The organism is Pseudomonas sp. LBUM1664 (assembly GCF_059695895.1).
The window spans coordinates 3752121-3768581 of record NZ_CP166791.1 but is presented as its reverse complement, the minus strand read 5'-3'; the positions used below and the strand labels follow the sequence as shown (position 1 = coordinate 3768581).

14 protein-coding genes are annotated in these 16461 nt (G+C 55.9%); 8 read left to right on the top strand and 6 right to left on the bottom strand.

Annotation, left to right across the window (positions count from 1 at the left end; all coding sequences use genetic code 11):
- Positions 1 to 5 precede the first annotated feature (5 nt).
- Entirely contained in the window at positions 6 to 770 is a 765-nt protein-coding gene (locus ACA047_RS17460; RefSeq protein WP_497351377.1) for an IclR family transcriptional regulator, read from the bottom strand.
- A gap of 116 nt (positions 771 to 886) precedes the next feature.
- Between ACA047_RS17460 and ACA047_RS17455 the strand changes: the two genes are divergently transcribed.
- Genes ACA047_RS17455 through ACA047_RS17445 form a run of 3 tightly spaced genes read left to right on the top strand, consistent with a single transcriptional unit; the run spans position 887 to position 4069 of the window.
- Complete coding sequence (locus ACA047_RS17455; protein ID WP_497351375.1) at positions 887 to 1660, top strand: SDR family NAD(P)-dependent oxidoreductase; 774 nt, start codon at positions 887 to 889, stop codon at positions 1658 to 1660.
- Positions 1661 to 1681: 21 nt separating this feature from the next.
- Positions 1682 to 2890 (top strand): acyl-CoA dehydrogenase family protein, encoded by a 1209-nt coding sequence (locus tag ACA047_RS17450; protein ID WP_497351373.1) that lies wholly within the window; start codon positions 1682 to 1684, stop codon positions 2888 to 2890.
- 12 nt (positions 2891 to 2902) lie between these two features.
- Positions 2903 to 4069, top strand: a complete 1167-nt coding sequence (locus ACA047_RS17445; RefSeq protein WP_497351371.1) for an acyl-CoA dehydrogenase family protein — start codon at positions 2903 to 2905, stop codon at positions 4067 to 4069.
- A gap of 104 nt (positions 4070 to 4173) precedes the next feature.
- Here ACA047_RS17445 and ACA047_RS17440 read toward each other — a convergent pair whose 3' ends face one another.
- From ACA047_RS17440 to ACA047_RS17425, 4 genes are all read right to left on the bottom strand, one after another.
- Entirely contained in the window at positions 4174 to 4785 is a 612-nt protein-coding gene (locus ACA047_RS17440; RefSeq protein WP_497351369.1) for a TetR/AcrR family transcriptional regulator, read from the bottom strand.
- 134 nt (positions 4786 to 4919) lie between these two features.
- Complete coding sequence (locus tag ACA047_RS17435) at positions 4920 to 5771, bottom strand: 3-hydroxybutyryl-CoA dehydrogenase (RefSeq protein WP_497351367.1); 852 nt, start codon at positions 5769 to 5771, stop codon at positions 4920 to 4922.
- A gap of 10 nt (positions 5772 to 5781) precedes the next feature.
- Positions 5782 to 6963 carry an acetyl-CoA C-acyltransferase family protein gene (locus tag ACA047_RS17430; protein WP_497351365.1) on the bottom strand — a complete coding sequence of 394 codons (1182 nt, stop codon included), beginning with the start codon at positions 6961 to 6963 and terminating at the stop codon, positions 5782 to 5784.
- 712 nt (positions 6964 to 7675) lie between these two features.
- The gene (locus ACA047_RS17425; RefSeq protein WP_497351363.1) at positions 7676 to 8590 is read right to left on the bottom strand and encodes a LysR family transcriptional regulator; all 915 of its coding nucleotides are present in this window, start codon (positions 8588 to 8590) and stop codon (positions 7676 to 7678) included.
- A 131-nt stretch (positions 8591 to 8721) separates the two neighbouring features.
- Here ACA047_RS17425 and ACA047_RS17420 point away from each other — a divergent pair, with 131 nt between their 5' ends.
- From ACA047_RS17420 to ACA047_RS17410, 3 genes are all read left to right on the top strand, one after another.
- The gene (locus ACA047_RS17420; protein ID WP_497351361.1) at positions 8722 to 9618 is read left to right on the top strand and encodes an alpha/beta hydrolase; all 897 of its coding nucleotides are present in this window, start codon (positions 8722 to 8724) and stop codon (positions 9616 to 9618) included.
- A gap of 83 nt (positions 9619 to 9701) precedes the next feature.
- A complete protein-coding gene (locus tag ACA047_RS17415) occupies positions 9702 to 10595 on the top strand; it encodes a SphA family protein (protein ID WP_497351359.1) in 894 nt (297 codons plus the stop codon).
- Positions 10596 to 11065: 470 nt separating this feature from the next.
- Entirely contained in the window at positions 11066 to 12313 is a 1248-nt protein-coding gene (locus ACA047_RS17410; RefSeq protein ID WP_497351357.1) for a glycoside hydrolase family 68 protein, read from the top strand.
- Between the two features lie 74 nt (positions 12314 to 12387).
- Here ACA047_RS17410 and ACA047_RS17405 read toward each other — a convergent pair whose 3' ends face one another.
- Positions 12388 to 13596, bottom strand: coding sequence for an MFS transporter (locus ACA047_RS17405; protein ID WP_497360420.1), 1209 nt, complete (start codon positions 13594 to 13596; stop codon positions 12388 to 12390).
- Positions 13597 to 13866: 270 nt separating this feature from the next.
- Between ACA047_RS17405 and ACA047_RS17400 the strand changes: the two genes are divergently transcribed.
- Both ACA047_RS17400 and treA read left to right on the top strand, forming a co-directional pair.
- Entirely contained in the window at positions 13867 to 14562 is a 696-nt protein-coding gene (locus ACA047_RS17400; RefSeq protein ID WP_497351355.1) for a tRNA (adenine(22)-N(1))-methyltransferase, read from the top strand.
- 150 nt (positions 14563 to 14712) lie between these two features.
- Positions 14713 to 16341 carry an alpha,alpha-trehalase TreA gene (gene treA / locus ACA047_RS17395; RefSeq protein WP_497360418.1) on the top strand — a complete coding sequence of 543 codons (1629 nt, stop codon included), beginning with the start codon at positions 14713 to 14715 and terminating at the stop codon, positions 16339 to 16341.
- Positions 16342 to 16461: the final 120 nt, after the last annotated feature.

Genomic DNA, 16461 nt, shown 5'->3' with positions numbered 1-16461 from the left:
CGCGGTCAGTTGGAAACGAGGGACAGTTTGCTCGCCAGATCGACAAGCTCGGCACCGATGGCCAGCAGTTTTTCACGGGGCCAATCGCAGGCCATGCCCGAGGCGGAGAGACCGTAGGTTTTTCCGCTTTCCCTAGTGCGAATGGGCACGGCGACGGCATTGAATTGACTGTGCATGACGCCGATGCTGAGGATGAACCCGTGCGCCTGGTAGTCCGTCATTGCCTGACTGATGCGGTCATGAATCACGGGCCAGATATCTGGATGTCGAGCTTTCAGGCCGTCCAAAACGCGCTGACGTTCCTCGTCGTCGTAAGCGGCCAGGCACGCCCAACCAGTCGGTGCAGATGCCAAGGGACGGCGCGCACCGACCGGGTCGTTGAAGTAAACGAAGTCACCGTGGGTGCGTTGCAGATAGAGCATGTCCAGGCCATCGCGAACCGATAACGAGGCCCCCATCCGATAATGTTCGGTCAACGACTGCATATAGGGCAGGGCGAGCTTGGGCAGTTCGGCGCGCACCAGCGCCGCATAACCGAGCGCGAGCGCCGGTAAGCCCAAGGCCATTTTGCTGTTGTCGCCCGCGCACACCAAAAAAACCTCGCGCTCAAGCGTATAGCACAGGCGCCAGACCGTGGGTTGCGGCAACCCCGTCATGCTTATCAGTTCGCGCGCGGTCAGCTCAGGCCGATCGTAGGTAAAACAACGCAGAATTTGCAGGCCACGCGCCAGGGCAGTGATGTACTGACGATCCTTATCGGTGTTCCCCATTCTGTCATTACTCTGAACGTCGTTCGGTATTGTAAACGAATTGCGATTAATCTACATTGATTCGCACAGCAGATTCAACATTCGCTGTGCGAATAAATTTCGAGGATAAAAACAAGATGACCTCCAGTCTGTTTGATCTCCACGACAAGGTTGCCGTTATTACCGGCTCAAGCCGCGGGCTTGGATTCGCCAGTGCCAAAGGCATGGCAGAGCACGGCGCCAAGGTGGTGATTTCGGGCCGTAAAGCGGACGCCTGTGAAACGGCGGCTCAACAGATTCGCGACGCCGGAGGCGAAGCTATCGCCGTGCCATGCAATATTGGCCGCAAGGACGAGCTGAAACATCTGGTGGATACCACCCTTGCAACCTGGGGGCGGATTGACATCGTGATGGCCAATGCCGCCATCCATCCCTGGGGAGGCTCGGTACTGGATCTTCAGGAGGAAACCTTTAACAAATTCATGCAGGTCAATGTGCAAAGCAGCATCTGGCTGACGCAAATGACCCTGCCTGCCATGCTTGAGCGCGGTTACGGACGTTTCATCGTTGTTGCCTCAATCGTCGGTCTGTTGGGCGACCCGGTCAGTGGTACCTACGGTTTGACCAAGGCCGCAGACATGCAGTTGGTGCGCAACATGGCCAATGAATTTGCCAGTCGGGGCGTCACGGCCAATTGCATCGCGCCGGGCACTTTCAAGACCGAGATGGCCCGTTCCCAGTGGGAGGACCCAGCCATGGTCGAGTGGTACAACGGGCGCAATCCCTCCAAGCGTTTTGGTGAGACTGACGAAATTGCCGGACTTGCCGTGATGCTTGCCTCGCCATCGGGCGGCTATATCAACGGCCAGACCATCGCGGTGGACGGCGGGCACACCATCTCCTTCCGCTAAGACCTCCAAGAGGACTACCTGATGGATTTCACTCCCGATCCTTCCAGCGAAAAATTTCGCGATGAAGTTCGACAGTTTCTCAAGTCTCACTTGCCTGAGGATCTTGCCTGGCGTGGGCAACAGGGCTATTTGCCGGACGACAGCGACTCATTGCGTTGGACCCGAATCCTGCATGAGGCTGGCTGGTCCGTGCCGTTCTGGCCAGTGGCGCATGGCGGTACCGGTTGGAGCGCTGAGCAACGTTATATATTTGAGGAGGAGTGCTACTTGGCGGGGGCTCCCCTGCAAAACCAGGCGGGTGTCAGTCTGGTAGGACCAGTGATTTACAAATTTGGCAGCGAGGAGCAAAAAAAGCGCTTCCTGCCGCCGATCCAACGAGGTGAGACATTCTGGGTCCAAGGTTTTTCTGAACCTGGCTCCGGCTCAGACCTGGCGTCATTACGCACAACGGCGATTCGTGACGGTGACCATTATGTGGTCAATGGCCAGAAAATCTGGACCAGTTGGGGCATCTACGGCAACTGGAACTTCGTCCTGGTACGCACCGACCTGAGCGCCAAACCGCAACGCGGCATCTCTTTTCTGCTGGTGGATATGCAATCGCCGGGCGTGACCGTGCGACCGATTCCAAGCCTGGACGGTTGTCATCATCTGGCCGAGGTGTTTTACGACAACGTGCGGGTGCCTGCGCAAAACCTGGTCGGTGAAGAGAACCAGGGGTGGGGGTACACCAAGGCGTTGTTGTTTGATGAGCGTGCGTTCCTGGGCGCCGAAGCACCAGCACTCAAGCGGTACCTGGCGAAGATCCGGCGCTATGCCTCCCGCAAGCGTGCCGGCGCTCAACCTTTGCTCGATGACCCAGCCTTTGCCATGCGCCTGGCTCAATACGAGCTGGAAGTGTTGGCGATTGATATGACGGTCAAAAAAGTCCTGCATGACGGGTTGGATGAACAAGGGCAGGGCATGGCCATTGGGTCAATGCTTAAGGTTCGCGGCTCTGAAATGCATCAGAGACTGACTGAAATGCTGGTCGAGGTGCTGGGCGATTATGGCCCGGTGTTCTATGCCGATCCCAACGAAGACCATGCATTGCGAGACCAGGCGTTTGTTGGTCCGGACTTCGCGCCGGGGCTGGCTGCCGAGCTGTTCTATCGCCGCGCGTGCAGCATCTACGGCGGCACTGCGGAAATCCAGCGCAACATCATTGCCAAGGCCCTGTTCGGTCTATAAGCGGAGCACAGCATGAACTTTCAGTTGAATGACGAACAACGGATGTTGCTCGACAGTGCTCAGCGCTACGTCGATAAAAGCTACACCTTCGAAACGCGTAGCCAGTTGGTCAAGGCGGGAGGTGGTTTCTCTCGTGAGACATGGGATGCTTTTGCAGAAATGGGCTGGCTGGCCGCCCCGATTGCCGAAGCCTATTCGGGCTTGGGGTTTTCGGCGGTAGAAACGGCTCTGATAGCCGAACAACTGGGTCGTGGCCTGGTGCTGGAGCCCTACACCCAATGTGCAGTGTTACCCGCGGCGGTGGTCAGTCGCTGTGCATCGCAATTACAAAAAGAAGTCATTCTGGCGACCCTCGCAAGCGCAGAGAAACTGATTGCCGTGGCTCACAGCGAAGCGCAGTCACGGGGGGATGTGGCCCGGGTGTCAACGAGCGCGGTCCGCCAGTCGGCCGGTGGTTATCTGCTCAACGGACGCAAGACACTGGTGGTTGGTGCCCCCGTGGCTGATCAGATAATCGTGGTAGCACGCAGTTCGGGTGACGCGAACGATGAGTCCGGCATTTCAGTGTTTCTGGTTGATGTAGAAACGCCGGGCGTCACCTTGCAGGCCTACAAGCTGCTCGACGGCACGCCCGCCGCGGACCTGATTCTCAACGGCGTGATCCTTGAAGCCAATGCCTTGCTGGGGGAGGAGGGCGCGGCCTACTGCAGTCTGCAGGCGGCGATAGACGAGGCGATTGTCGCGTTGTGCGCGGAGACCGTCGGTGGGATGGACGATGTTATCGCCCTCTGTGCGGAGTACTTGAAAGTGCGCAAGCAGTTTGGTGTTGCCATCGGCAGCTTCCAGGCCTTGCAACATCGCATGGCCGACATGGCAATTGAGGCATTACAGGCTCGGGCAACGCTGCATCGCGCGCTGGCAGCCTTGTCCGACGAATCGCTCAGGGATCGCAGCGTGGTAATTTCCGGCTGTAAAGCCCAGGTGACCCGCAGTGCCAAATTCGTGACCGCCCAAGGTATCCAACTGCACGGGGGATATGGCATCACCGAGGAGTATCGGGTCGGGCACCACTATCGGCGGATGGTGTTGACCGATGCCTTGTTTGGCAATCAGGACTATCACCTCAACCGGTACGCGCGCCACATTCAGTCCCAAGCAAGGACGTTCGAGAGCGCCTGATTGCATCCATTAGGAGGGAGCTTGCTCCCGCTGGGCTGCGAGCGTCAGCCCGGTTCAGAGCGGTCCACCGCTCTCAAATCTTTGGCTGGGCGGTAACTGATTCTTCATGGTACTTCGTATGACGCCAGGAGCATATTCAGCGCCGCTTCCACCACGGACTGCTGCATGGCCGAGGACAGAGGTGGCTGACCCCAGATGATCTGCGGCCAGAATGCGAATTCGTGCAGCAGGGCTTTTACCTGCTGGGCGATGATATAAGGGTCGGCCGCCTTGAGTTTACCGTCAGCCTGAGCCGCCCGAATCCAGCTGGCGAAGCCTTCGTCACGCTCGCTTAGTGGGTTGACCCTATGTTGGGCTTGCTTAGGAGAATGCATAGCTGTGGCGGTGACAGCACGTGTCAGATCCAGGAAGTTGGGGTCGTTGAGGACGCGCATCTTAGCGAGCAATAACTCCCTCAACTGTTCTCGTATGGGACGATCGCCGCAGTAGGTCGGCTCCAACTCTTGAGCACGGCTTGCCCATAACTGATGGATAACCTCGTCGAACAACGCTTTTTTGCTGGAAAAATGGTTGTACACCGTACGCTTGGACACGTTGGCATAGGTGGCAATGTTGTCCATGCTCGCGGCTCCGAAACCATTGCTGCAAAATTCGGCAATGGCCACTTGAATGATTGACGCGCGTTTTTGATCAGTCAGACGTCTTGACGCTTTCATGATTTTTATTCAGACAGAAGAACCGGAGTGATGACACTCATGAGTTAGCTTGTGTCAGTAATTAGGAGAAGGGGACACTTCGTACTGCGCTTGCAATGAAGTGCACAAAAGTACGCTTAAGGTGATCTCGCGATTCATGTGTAGATGTAAAAGCCGCGGCCGCTTTTACGACCCATATAACCTGCGGCAACCATCTCCTTGAGCAACTGAGACGGGCGATATTTTGGGTCGTTAAATCCTTGCTGGAAGCTCTCCATGATTGCCAGCATCGTGTCCAGACCGATCAGGTCGGCCAGAGCCAGTGGGCCGATAGGATGGTTGCAGCCCAACTGCATGCCAGTGTCGATATCCGCTGCACTGGCCAGACCTTCCTGCAAGACGAAGATCGCTTCGTTAATCATGGGGCACAGAATTCTATTGACCACGAAGCCTGGGCCGTTGCGCACGGCCACTGCACGTTTACCAAGTTGCTCGGCCAGTGTAAGCGCCAGAGCGTAGGTGGTATCCGAGGTTTGCAAGCCGCGGATGACTTCGAGCAATGCCATCAGCGGAACCGGATTGAAAAAGTGCAGACCGATGAAACGACCCGGCTGGGTGACCGCCGCTGCCAATTCGGTAATCGACAGCGACGATGTGTTGGTGGCGATAACGCAATGGGGGCTCACCACGCTATCGATTTGTTGAAGAATGCGCTTCTTCAATTCAAGATTTTCAGTGGCGGCTTCAATGACCAACTCGACCTCGCCCAACACGGCATAGTCGGTACTTACTGTTATTCGGGCGAGGGCGTCATGTTTGTCCTGTGGAGAAATGCTTTCCTTGCGCACCTGACGTTCCAGGTTTTCGGTGAGTGTTGCAATGCCCTTTTTCAGCGCCTGATCGGAAATATCGACAAGCGATACGTTGATGCCTGCTAACGCGCAGATTTGGGCGATACCGTTGCCCATGGTGCCTGAGCCAATGACTGCAACAAATTGTATGCTCAAGAATTACTCCTTAGACGCGCTCAAAAATGGCAGCAATACCTTGGCCGCCGCCAATACACATGGTTACTAATGCATAGCGACCGCCAATTCGATGCAACTCATGGATGGCTTTAGTGGCTATGATCGCACCGGTCGCCCCGACTGGATGACCAAGGGAAATTCCCGAGCCGTTCGGGTTGACCTTGGCTGGATCCAGATTCAGTTCCTGAATCACTGCGCACGCTTGTGCGGCGAATGCGATGTTGGCTTCGATAACGTCCAGATCAGCGACTGTCAGACCGGCACGCTTGAGCGCAAGGCGTGTGGCCGGGATTGGTCCGAGTCCCATCAATTCGGGTTCCACACCCACATGTGCGTAGGCAACCAGGCGGGCAAGTGGGTGCAGGTTATTCGCCCGGACCGCGGCGCCAGTCGCCATCACCAGCGCGGCGGCGCCATCGTTGAGACCGGCCGCATTACCCGCGGTGACCAAACCGTCTTTTTTGAATGCCGGCTTCATCTGCGCCAGTTGTTCCAGGGAGGTGGCGCGGGGATGTTCGTCGACGTTGAACAGCCGGGTGCCTTTTCGGTCACGAACCTCAACGGCAACAATCTGCTCGATGAAGCGACCTTCCTCGATAGCACGAGACGCACGAATCTGATCCTCCATCGCCAGAATGTCCTGCATCTTGCGACTGATGCCATTGCGTTCAGCGACGTTCTCAGCGGTGATGCCCATGTGGATGCCATGGAAGGGGTCATGCAGGATGCCGAGCATGTAGTCGATGGCCAGCGTGTTGCCCATACGGATACCCCAGCGGGCGGAGGGTAAGATGTACGGACCACGACTCATGGACTCGACGCCCGCGCCAATGGCGATTTCGGCGTCACCCAAAAACAAGGTTTGCGCCGCCGAGATAATTGCTTGCAACCCAGACCCGCACAAACGATTAACATTGTAGGCGGGCGTTTCTTTCGGGATGCCGGCGTTCATCGCGGCGACCCTGGAAATATAGGCATCATTAGGTTCAGTGGGAATCACATTGCCCATCACCACATGCCCGATCAGCGCCGGGTCGACGCCGCTACTCTGCAAGGCTGACTTGACCGCCGTGGTTGCCAGGTCGGCCATCGGTACATCTTTGAGTGATCCGCCAAAGGTGCCAATGGCGGTCCGGACGGCGCTGACGATAAATACTTCAGGGGCACTCATTCTGGATCCTTGTTCTCATGGCTGTTGCTCATGAAACACTTGCACTGTGTGCTTCCATGGCAGGTTGCAATTACCTTGTTTTTTTCGAGGGATCGGCGCTTAACCGCAATGGCAGGGTTTGAGAAATCGCCATATGAGGTCTTGCCGCCAAGACATGCCATCCGGCAGTGGAATAGTTTATTTATCCAAGGCTGCCATTTCTTATTCTGAACGATGTTCAGTTATTGTAAAGAAAAATAAGCCTTGTGAAGGTACAGCTCAATCGCGCTGAGTGCATCGAGGCAAGGTGCTGGGCAATGTTTCATGGCTCAATCACGGTTTGATCCCGCAGTTGAGGCTTTATCGACCCAGCAACTGCATCCGGGGGTGGCAGGTAACTGCCCTGCCATCCTTACCGCAACCGCAGAAGCAGGGGGCATGTTACAAACCGCTAACCTTCGATGGAGTGGGGCAGCAGCTTTTGACTAGGCCGCAACGGACTTCTACCGCCCTGGTGAGCTGTTTGATAAGTGCCACGGAGGCCTTTCGGACCTCCGGAGAGAGATTCGCAATCAGGCGGAGCGTGGCGACTACATTTGAAGGCGGCTACCCGCCGTTGACCGCAGCGAGATGAGCATCTGGCCCTGATTTTGTTCAGGCGAGCTCACCATGGCACTTTCGGATACCACCGTTCGGCTAGCCCGAATGACCGGATATGCAAAATGGGATGTGCTCATCCCTTTACAGGTGTGCTCCGCGCGGCCTCAATAATCAGGGAGCGGAACCACCTATGTGCAATATCGCTATTGTGGATCGGGTGCCAGGTCATTGCCATGGAAAGTCGGTGTGGTAGCAGGGGAGGCGGTGTCTGGCATCTCGTTCCCATGAGACGGCTGTGTGCTGCTGCAAAACTGCGAGGGATGAGGCCTACGGCATTGGTACCGGCAATCAGCCGCATCAGGTCGGCAAAGCTGTCTGTGCGTGCAGCGACCGATAGAGGGCGATCTTCTTGCTCCAGCAGCCGAACCGGCGACCAGTACATCGGAGGATAGTCGAAGCATAGTACCCAGGGGCGGCGAAGCAATTCATCTACGTCGTGCGGATGATCCACGCCCTCAATGCCATCGGACACCAGTGCCCATTCGTCCTCATAGAGTCCATGGCTGGGCAAGGTATTGGAGACGATATGAGACGGGAGTACTGCCGCATCCACATTGCGTACTTCGTCAACCAGGGACCACTGGACACTTGGATGCGGTGGCTTCAGTCGAAGAATAACACCGGGCGCGCGCTCCCTGATCAACTGCAACAAGCGTGGCGCCAACAATGCAGACTCCGCGTCACCGAGCATCATGGTGAACTCGCGCTCAAGGAGTGCGGGCTGGAAGACACTCGATGCTGTGGTCAGTTTATTAATGTCCGCTATAAGCACAGAAACCCGCTCCCGGAGGCCATAAGCCAGGGGGGTGAGTTGCATCCTGTGACCCACCGCGCGTACCAGGAGCGGGTCGTCAAAATGTGCTCGCAGTCTTCGCAGAGCAGCACTGCATGCCGGCTGGGAAAGCCCAACGCGCTGCGCGGCCCGGGTTACGCTGATTTCCTGTAACAACGCGTTAAGCGTTATAAGCAGATTGAGATCAAGCTTCATAGGATGGCCTTCAGTGCGCTGGGATAATGTATTTGTCTTGTGAATGCACGATATAATCACATGTGGATTGTTGTATGGGTAGGGGGGCGGATAGATTGGGCCGCCAACCTAACCAACGATGGAGACGCAAGATGTTTGAGGACGTGAACTTTTCTGTGCCAGGTGCAACCCTACGGGGTCGCCTTTACCTACCTGACGATATAAAAGGCCCTCACCCCGTGGTGATCGCTCATTCAGGGATTGGCAGTGTGGCTGAAGGAACCCGTGAGCTCGCTCATCTATTTACCGGCGTTGGCTTGGGTGTCTTGTTTTACGACCACCGCGGCTTTGGTTTTAGTGATGGAGAAACACGTCAGTTGGTGGATCCATGGCAGTTCGGACGCGACCTTCGCCACGTGATTACCCATCTCTCGCTTCGCGCAGACATCGACGCATCACGCATAGCACTCTGGGGCGTTAGCCTGGGTGCCTTGGTCTCATTGTTCGCGGCCAGCACGGATCGGCGTGTAAGTGCGATCTGCGCTATAGTGCCGCCGGTCAGTGGCTGGTCGGCGCGCACGCTATTTCCACCAGAACAATTGCGTCATATTGATGATGCGATTTATGCCGACCGTGTTGCACAGGCGCAGGGGATGCCACCTCAAATGCTGATCACTTCAGGGGAGCGCACCCCGGGAGGGCCGCCGGTCATGTTCACCGACCAGGCGGGGATCGATTTTATCGGTCGCCATTACGATCATATTCCAAGCTTTCGCAACGAACTGGCGATTGGGTCCCTCGACCATATCTTCGAAATTGAAGCACCCGCGTATGCGGAGCGGCTGATTGCTCCGTTGTTGCTAGTACTGGCCTCGGACGATACCGTTGCGCCGGCTTCTGATGCCCGTGAAATGTTTGAGCGTATTGCCTCTCACGACAAAGAACTGATTGAGTACCCTGGCGAGCATTATGCAATCCTGGTCGACGGCTATGAAGCGATTGTGAAACGCACGGCAGACTGGCTTTGCTCACGACTGGGTCGAGTGTAAGGGGGGGCGCGCAACAAGTTCAGTACAATTGCAAATACGATTTTGAGAAAACGTACGGCCCAACAAAAATAATAGGAAACCCTATGTTTAAAAAAATAAGCTCTTTGATAGCCGGTGCTTCTTTTTGTCTCACCGCTCCCGCATTTGCTGAAGTGGGTCACTACTCGGTAGGTTCTGAAGGTTTGTTGATTGCAACCCTACCGCCGCCCGGTCTCTACTACAGAGGTTACCTTGTTAATTATTCCGCTGACCGGCTGAATGACAAGCGGGGCGCAAAGACGTCCGGGCATAATAAAATCGACGTACAAGCACTCGCTAATCAATTCATATGGGTGAGCGATTATTCTCTGTTGGGGGGAAACTATGGAATGAACGCCGTCGTCCCCATTCAACAGCAGGAGACCAAAATAAGTAACTATGGTGTGAAAGGTGATGCCTCCGGCGTGGGCGACATATTGTTGCAGCCGTTCATGATCACTTGGCATGGTCAGCAGTGGGACGCGGTCAGTATGTTAGGGATGTGGGTGAAAACGGGCGATTATGATAGCGATCGAGCAGTGTCCATTGGCAAAGGCTATTCCTCATACATGTTCACGCTGGGGGGGACCCGATACCTGGATCACGAAAAAAATTGGGCCATATCAGCCACCTCCAGATATGAAAAAAATACCGAGCAAGAGGGAACCCACTTGACGCCCGGCGACGCGTTTTCTGTGGAATGGGGCATCAGCAGGAAGATAAATCCAGTCTTGGATGTTGGGCTTGTTGGGTACGATGTCTGGCAGTTGACGAATGATTCCGGGACGTCGATTTACCACGCGGGAACCAACATTGAGCGCCATGCAATAGGGGGTGAGGTTCAATACTTTTTTCGTGACCCTCGATTGCTCCTCAATGCCGCCATCTATCACGACTATAAAAGTGAAGATACTTTCCAGGGCGATACTGTTCGATTCACGCTGACAAGGCGGTTCTAACGTCCGTGCAAGAGGCCAGTAAAGTAGCTGCGTATGAACGTTACCAAGGTTTTCGTTCATACGACTTACCCAGCAGAAACCATGCAGAAAAAAATCGTATAACTCACTCCTCCGCCCTCTTTCGCGACGCGTGCTGCTCCGGCGCACAGTAAGCGTAAGCGAGGCGGAATTAAAGTCGGAGGTAGGCCGCACGTTGACCTATAAGTTCCCTTTAATCACGCTATCAGTCGACTAAGCGTATTGTGCAGGCTTGAGGATGCCACTAGTTTAATTTGTAAATAACATCAAGGTGGTGGCATTTTCTGGTTGAGTTATATTGCATCTTGCAAATTGTGGGTTCTATGTTAAACCTTGTTTCGTGCTCTTGGAGTCGAGCCTGGCTATGCTTATGCCACTACTCCAAGTTTAAGAGCTGTATTTTTAGCTAAAAATTCGGCTTGTTAAATAAGCGTCAGTAAAAGGACATCAACATGAAACATGCAAATCACACACCCACTCGCTGGACCCGGGCAGATGCGCTAAAAGTTAATGAAAATGATCCGACTACCACGCAACCGTTAGTAAGCCCTGACTTCCCCGTCATGAGTGACACCGTCTTTATCTGGGACACCATGCCGTTGCGTGAACTGGATGGTACGGTAGTGTCCGTCAACGGCTGGTCGGTGATTTTTACCCTGACCGCTGATCGTCGTCCCCACGACCCACAGTTCATAGATGCCAACGGGCGCTATGACATCAAGCGGGATTGGGAGGACCGCCATGGTCACGCACGTATTTGCTATTGGTATTCCCGAACCGGCAAGGACTGGATCTTCGGCGGCCGTGTCATGGCCGAGGGGGTTTCGCCAACCACTCGCGAATGGGCAGGCACGCCTATTCTTGTGAATAACAACGGCGATATTGATCTGTACTACACCTGCGTGACACCCGGTGCCACCATCGCAAAAGTGAGAGGCCAAGTTGTTACGTCGGAGCAGGGCGTTGAGTTACAAGGCTTTAATAAAGTAATTTCGCTATTTGACGCCGATGGGGTTTATTACCAGACGGAAGCACAGAACGCGACGTGGAACTTTCGTGATCCGAGCCCGTTCATAGACCCCCACGACGGTAAGTTATATATGGTGTTCGAAGGCAATGTGGCTGGAGAGCGCGGTACACATGAGATCGGTCCTGACGAACTTGGGCTGGTACCCCCGGGCTATGAAGAGGTGGGTGGGGCAAGGTTTCAAGTGGGATGTATCGGTTTGGCGGTGGCCAAAGACCTCAAGGGTGATGAATGGGAAATACTGCCGCCACTGGTCACCGCTGTTGGGGTCAATGATCAGACCGAGCGTCCGCATTATGTCTTTCAAGACAATAAATATTACCTGTTCACCATCAGCCACAAGTTTACTTACGCTGACGGTGTCACCGGTCCCGATGGCGTTTACGGATTTGTAAGCGACCATTTGCTTGGCCCTTACACGCCGATGAACGCTTCCGGCCTTGTATTGGGTAATCCGCCCTCGCAGCCTTTCCAGACCTATTCCCACTGCGTGATGCCAAATGGCCTGGTGACCTCGTTTATCGACAGTGTGCCGACCACCGGCGATGACTACCAAATCGGTGGCACTGAGGCACCCACGGTGAAAATTCTGCTCAGAGGGGACCGCTCATTCGTGCAGGAAGCCTACGACTATGGCTACATCCCTGCGATGCGCGATGTTGTATTGAGCTAATAACAATCCACCCATCCGGAGTCCTTGTCAGATTCCGGATTTTCCCTAAGAAAAAGAGGGGGCCATCAAGTTTTTTACGCCATAGCTCCGACCATCGTTCGTCGCCACACGATGCGAGCTAGCGTGATCGACCAGTTGCACAAGGCGATGACCAAAATGATGTAGAGCAGGGCGGGCATCCCATCACTAACGATGACCTTGCCGGCTAACAGGGGAAAGCCAAACACCCCGACAAAATAGGAAAGGCTGAACAATACTAATGATTGCGCCGTTTGGCCGGCAGGTGCTTCGTTGGCGGCAAGGCCGTTAATGACAGAGTAAGTCAAGCCATAGCCTATCCCGAGGATGGCCGCCGCCAGCAAATAGGCCCCCGAAGAATTTACGCAATAGATAAACATCAGAACCGAAACCACCATCAATGCGCTCAGCAGGCATGCCATCAGGTACGGGTCGCGCTTGACGATAAATCCCGCGACCAGCAGGCGACATGAGATCGCCGCGCTCATGAAGCCTAAAAAGAACAATGAGTAGTCGAGATGGTTGACCTCGGCATACGAGGTTTGGAAGCTTGAAAGTCCGCCGAAAATTGCGCCACCCAGGCCGACCATCACTATGGCAAATACAGCTTTGGAATTCAGCACCGAGCGTGCTGCCCGGGCGGTAATCTTGCAGACTGTGACCGGGCCAAGTCGGGCTTGTTGTTTGATTTTCGGTCCGAGCAGGGAAAATACCAAGCCCCCAGCCAAGCTGGCTATTGCCGCCACCAGAAACGCCGACTCCACTGAGTAGCCCAGCGCCTCGGCAGCTCGTCCTACCAACGGTCCCGTACCAATTCCGCTCATCATGCTGCCCGACAGCAAGGCAAAGTATTTCACTCGCCGGGCAGGCTCTATGATCATTGCCACGATGATCGGTCCCAGGGTGTAGAAAACACCCCAGCCAAATCCCAGAAGCAAGCCGCTGGCCAGCAATGCTCCACCATAAGTAGGAACTGTGGCGAAACCCAGGCAGGCCGCCGCCAGCAACAGCGCTCCAGCAGCGATGGCCTTGGGCGCACCGATCAGGTCGGTCAGGTGCCCTGAAAATATTACTGCCAGGAATGTACTGAGCATCGCAACCGAGATAATCGTACCGGCGTCGGATTCGCTGCCACCGCTTTCCCTGAGCTTCATGGCTAATAAAAACGTGGTGCCATAAGACAGGGATAATAAGTAGCTACCCAGGCAGAAAAGACCAAACAGCCCGTTGCCAGCGGCGTGATGCGCGGACGCGGTTGACGACATGAATTTCTTTCCTTGTGGAATCGAAAATAAGATAAGGGTGGGGTTAGTCCGATAGCGTTGATTGGCCAGCTGAAGGATAGAACTTGAGAGGCGCGGCGGGAAAATAATTGGTTCCACTCTCTCGGATCTTAGCGTCAGCATTTCTTAAACAAAGCCTCTCGTGCGATATGACGCTGATCGCAGGCATTTGAAACGTACGGCGTTGCTCGATAGAGTCGCGCCCTGATCCGGCCAAAGGTGCCGGACGTTCGTGGTGAAAAGGGGTCGCAGTTGAACGAACAGACATTGTCCATGCGCCTGGAGCGCGTGGCGGCGCATGTGCCAGCAGGTGCGCGCCTGGCCGATATCGGCTCGGATCACGGCTACCTGCCAGTGGCGTTGATGCGCCGTGGTGTCATCGCGGCGGCGGTGGCCGGCGAGGTGGCGTTGACGCCGTTCCGCTCGGCTGAACGCACTGTGCGCCAGAACGACCTGGAGCAGCAGATCACTGTGCGCCGGGCTGATGGCCTGGCGGCGATTGAACCGGGAGACGGGATCACGGCGATCAGCCTCTGTGGCATGGGCGGCGAGACGATCCGCGACATCCTCGACAGTGGCAAAGCGTACCTGAGCGGCCAGGAACGCCTGATCCTGCAGCCCAACGGCGGCGAACAACCACTGCGCCAATGGCTGATGGAAAATGGCTACTGCATCCTCTGCGAGGAACTGCTGCGGGAAAACTGCTTCTACTACGAGATCATCGTCGCCGAGCGCGTCGGGCCGGCCATGTACACCGCCGAGCAACTGTACTTCGGCCCATTGCAGATGGAGGCACGCAGCCCGGCGTTCCTGGCCAAGTGGCAGCGCATCCTGCGCGAGAAGCAGAAGACCTTGGCCAACTTCGCCCGGGCGCGGCAGGCCGTGCCCGAGGAGAAGGTGCAAGACATCGCCCGGCAGGCGCGGTGGATCAGCGAGTTGCTGGCTTGAGCCTGGTCCGGGGTTTTATGGCTATGCGGATCAGTTTGAGCCGTGCTTCGCTCGTCTTGCCTCCCTGCTGATCCAGGGGCATTTAATGAACTGAGGTCCATCCCGTCATGTCTGTCGTCTGTCAGGAACGACAACATGATGGAGCTGCCAATGCGACCTATGGATTTCACCAGCCTGTCCTTCGCCGCGCTGCTGTGCGCGGCTTGCTCAAGCCAGCCGCCCGCGACCTGGAGTTACCTGGATGCCCAGGGTCGGGCTAATCTGCCGCCCGACCAGGCGTACCCCGAGCTGTTTGAAGCGGTGCAGCGCGAACAGCTTTTTACTGACCAGAAGCACTTTGTGGACGCGCTGCCCAACCGTGACCCGTCGCAAATCCGCGCCGATTACCTGGCCCGTCGTAACAGCGGTGACTTCGATATCAAAGCCTTTGTGAAAGACAACTTCATCGAGTCCGGCGAAGCTGAAAGCCCGGCACCGAAACCTGGCGCTTCGATCGAAGAACACATCGACAGCCTTTGGCCCGTGTTAAGCCGAACCTACAGCCAGGTGCCGCCATACAGCAGCTTGTTACCCTTGCCGCAGCCTTATGTGGTTCCAGGCGGGCGCTTTCGCGAGATGTATTACTGGGATTCCTACTTCACCATGCTGGGGCTTGAACAAAGCGGTGATCAGGCCAAGGTTCGCCAGATGACCGACAATTTTGCCTACATGATCGACACCTACGGCCACGTTCCCAATGGCAATCGCACTTACTACCTGAGCCGGTCGCAGCCGCCGTTCTTTGCTTACATGGTGCAATTGCAGGCGCGCATCGAAGGTGACCAGGCGTACCGGCGATACCTTCCGCAATTGCAGAAGGAATATGCCTATTGGATGGAAGGCGCTCAGGCGCTCAAGCCCGGTGCGGCTACCCAGCACGTCGTCAAACTCGCCGATGGCAGCGTTCTTAATCGCTATTGGGATGCCAGTTCGACGCCTCGACAGGAATCCTGGTTGCAAGACGTCAGGACCGCCGAGCAGGCGCCGGACAGGCCCAAGCAGCAGGTTTGGCGTGACCTGCGCGCCGGCGCAGAAAGCGGTTGGGACTTCAGCTCTCGCTGGTTGGGCGATGGCCAGAACCTGGCGACCATACGCACCACGTCCATTGTGCCCGTGGACCTGAACAGCCTCATCTATCACCTGGAGCGCACCATCGCCAAAGCCTGTGAAACCGTTCAGAACAGGCCATGTATCCAGGCTTATGGTCAGCGCGCCGATCTGCGCCAGCGTGCCATCGAGAAACACTTGTGGAATGCCGATAAAGGCTTCTACGTGGATTACGATTGGCAACAGAATCATCAACGCCAGCAGCTCACCGCCGCTACGCTTTTTCCGCTTTACACAGGCCTTGCCTCCGTCGAGCACGCCAATCGCACTGCCAATGCGGTACGAGAAGGCCTGTTGCGCCCAGGGGGCATCGCCACCACCCAGGTCAGCAATGGTCAGCAGTGGGATGAACCCAATGGTTGGGCACCGCTGCAATGGGTGGCGGTGGAGGGCCTGGACCGATACCGGCAAACCGCGTTGGCCCAACAAATTGGCCGCCGCTTTTTGCAACAGGTCCAGAACCTCTACCGCAAGGAGAACAAGCTTGTGGAGAAATACGATTTATCTGGGCAAGGAGACGGCGGGGGAGGTGGCGAATATGAGTTGCAGGACGGCTTCGGCTGGACAAATGGGGTGACGCGGAGGCTGATGAGCAAATATGGCGCAATCGCCCCCCCAAACCTCTCTCGATAACGTGATGCTAAAGGGCAGAGGCGCGAAGCTGGATGGGCGTTCAGAGAGATAACGGGACCCGAGGAATCATCAGTGGGCAAAAGCGCGCTTGCCCACGATTATAATTCGTCAGTCACAACC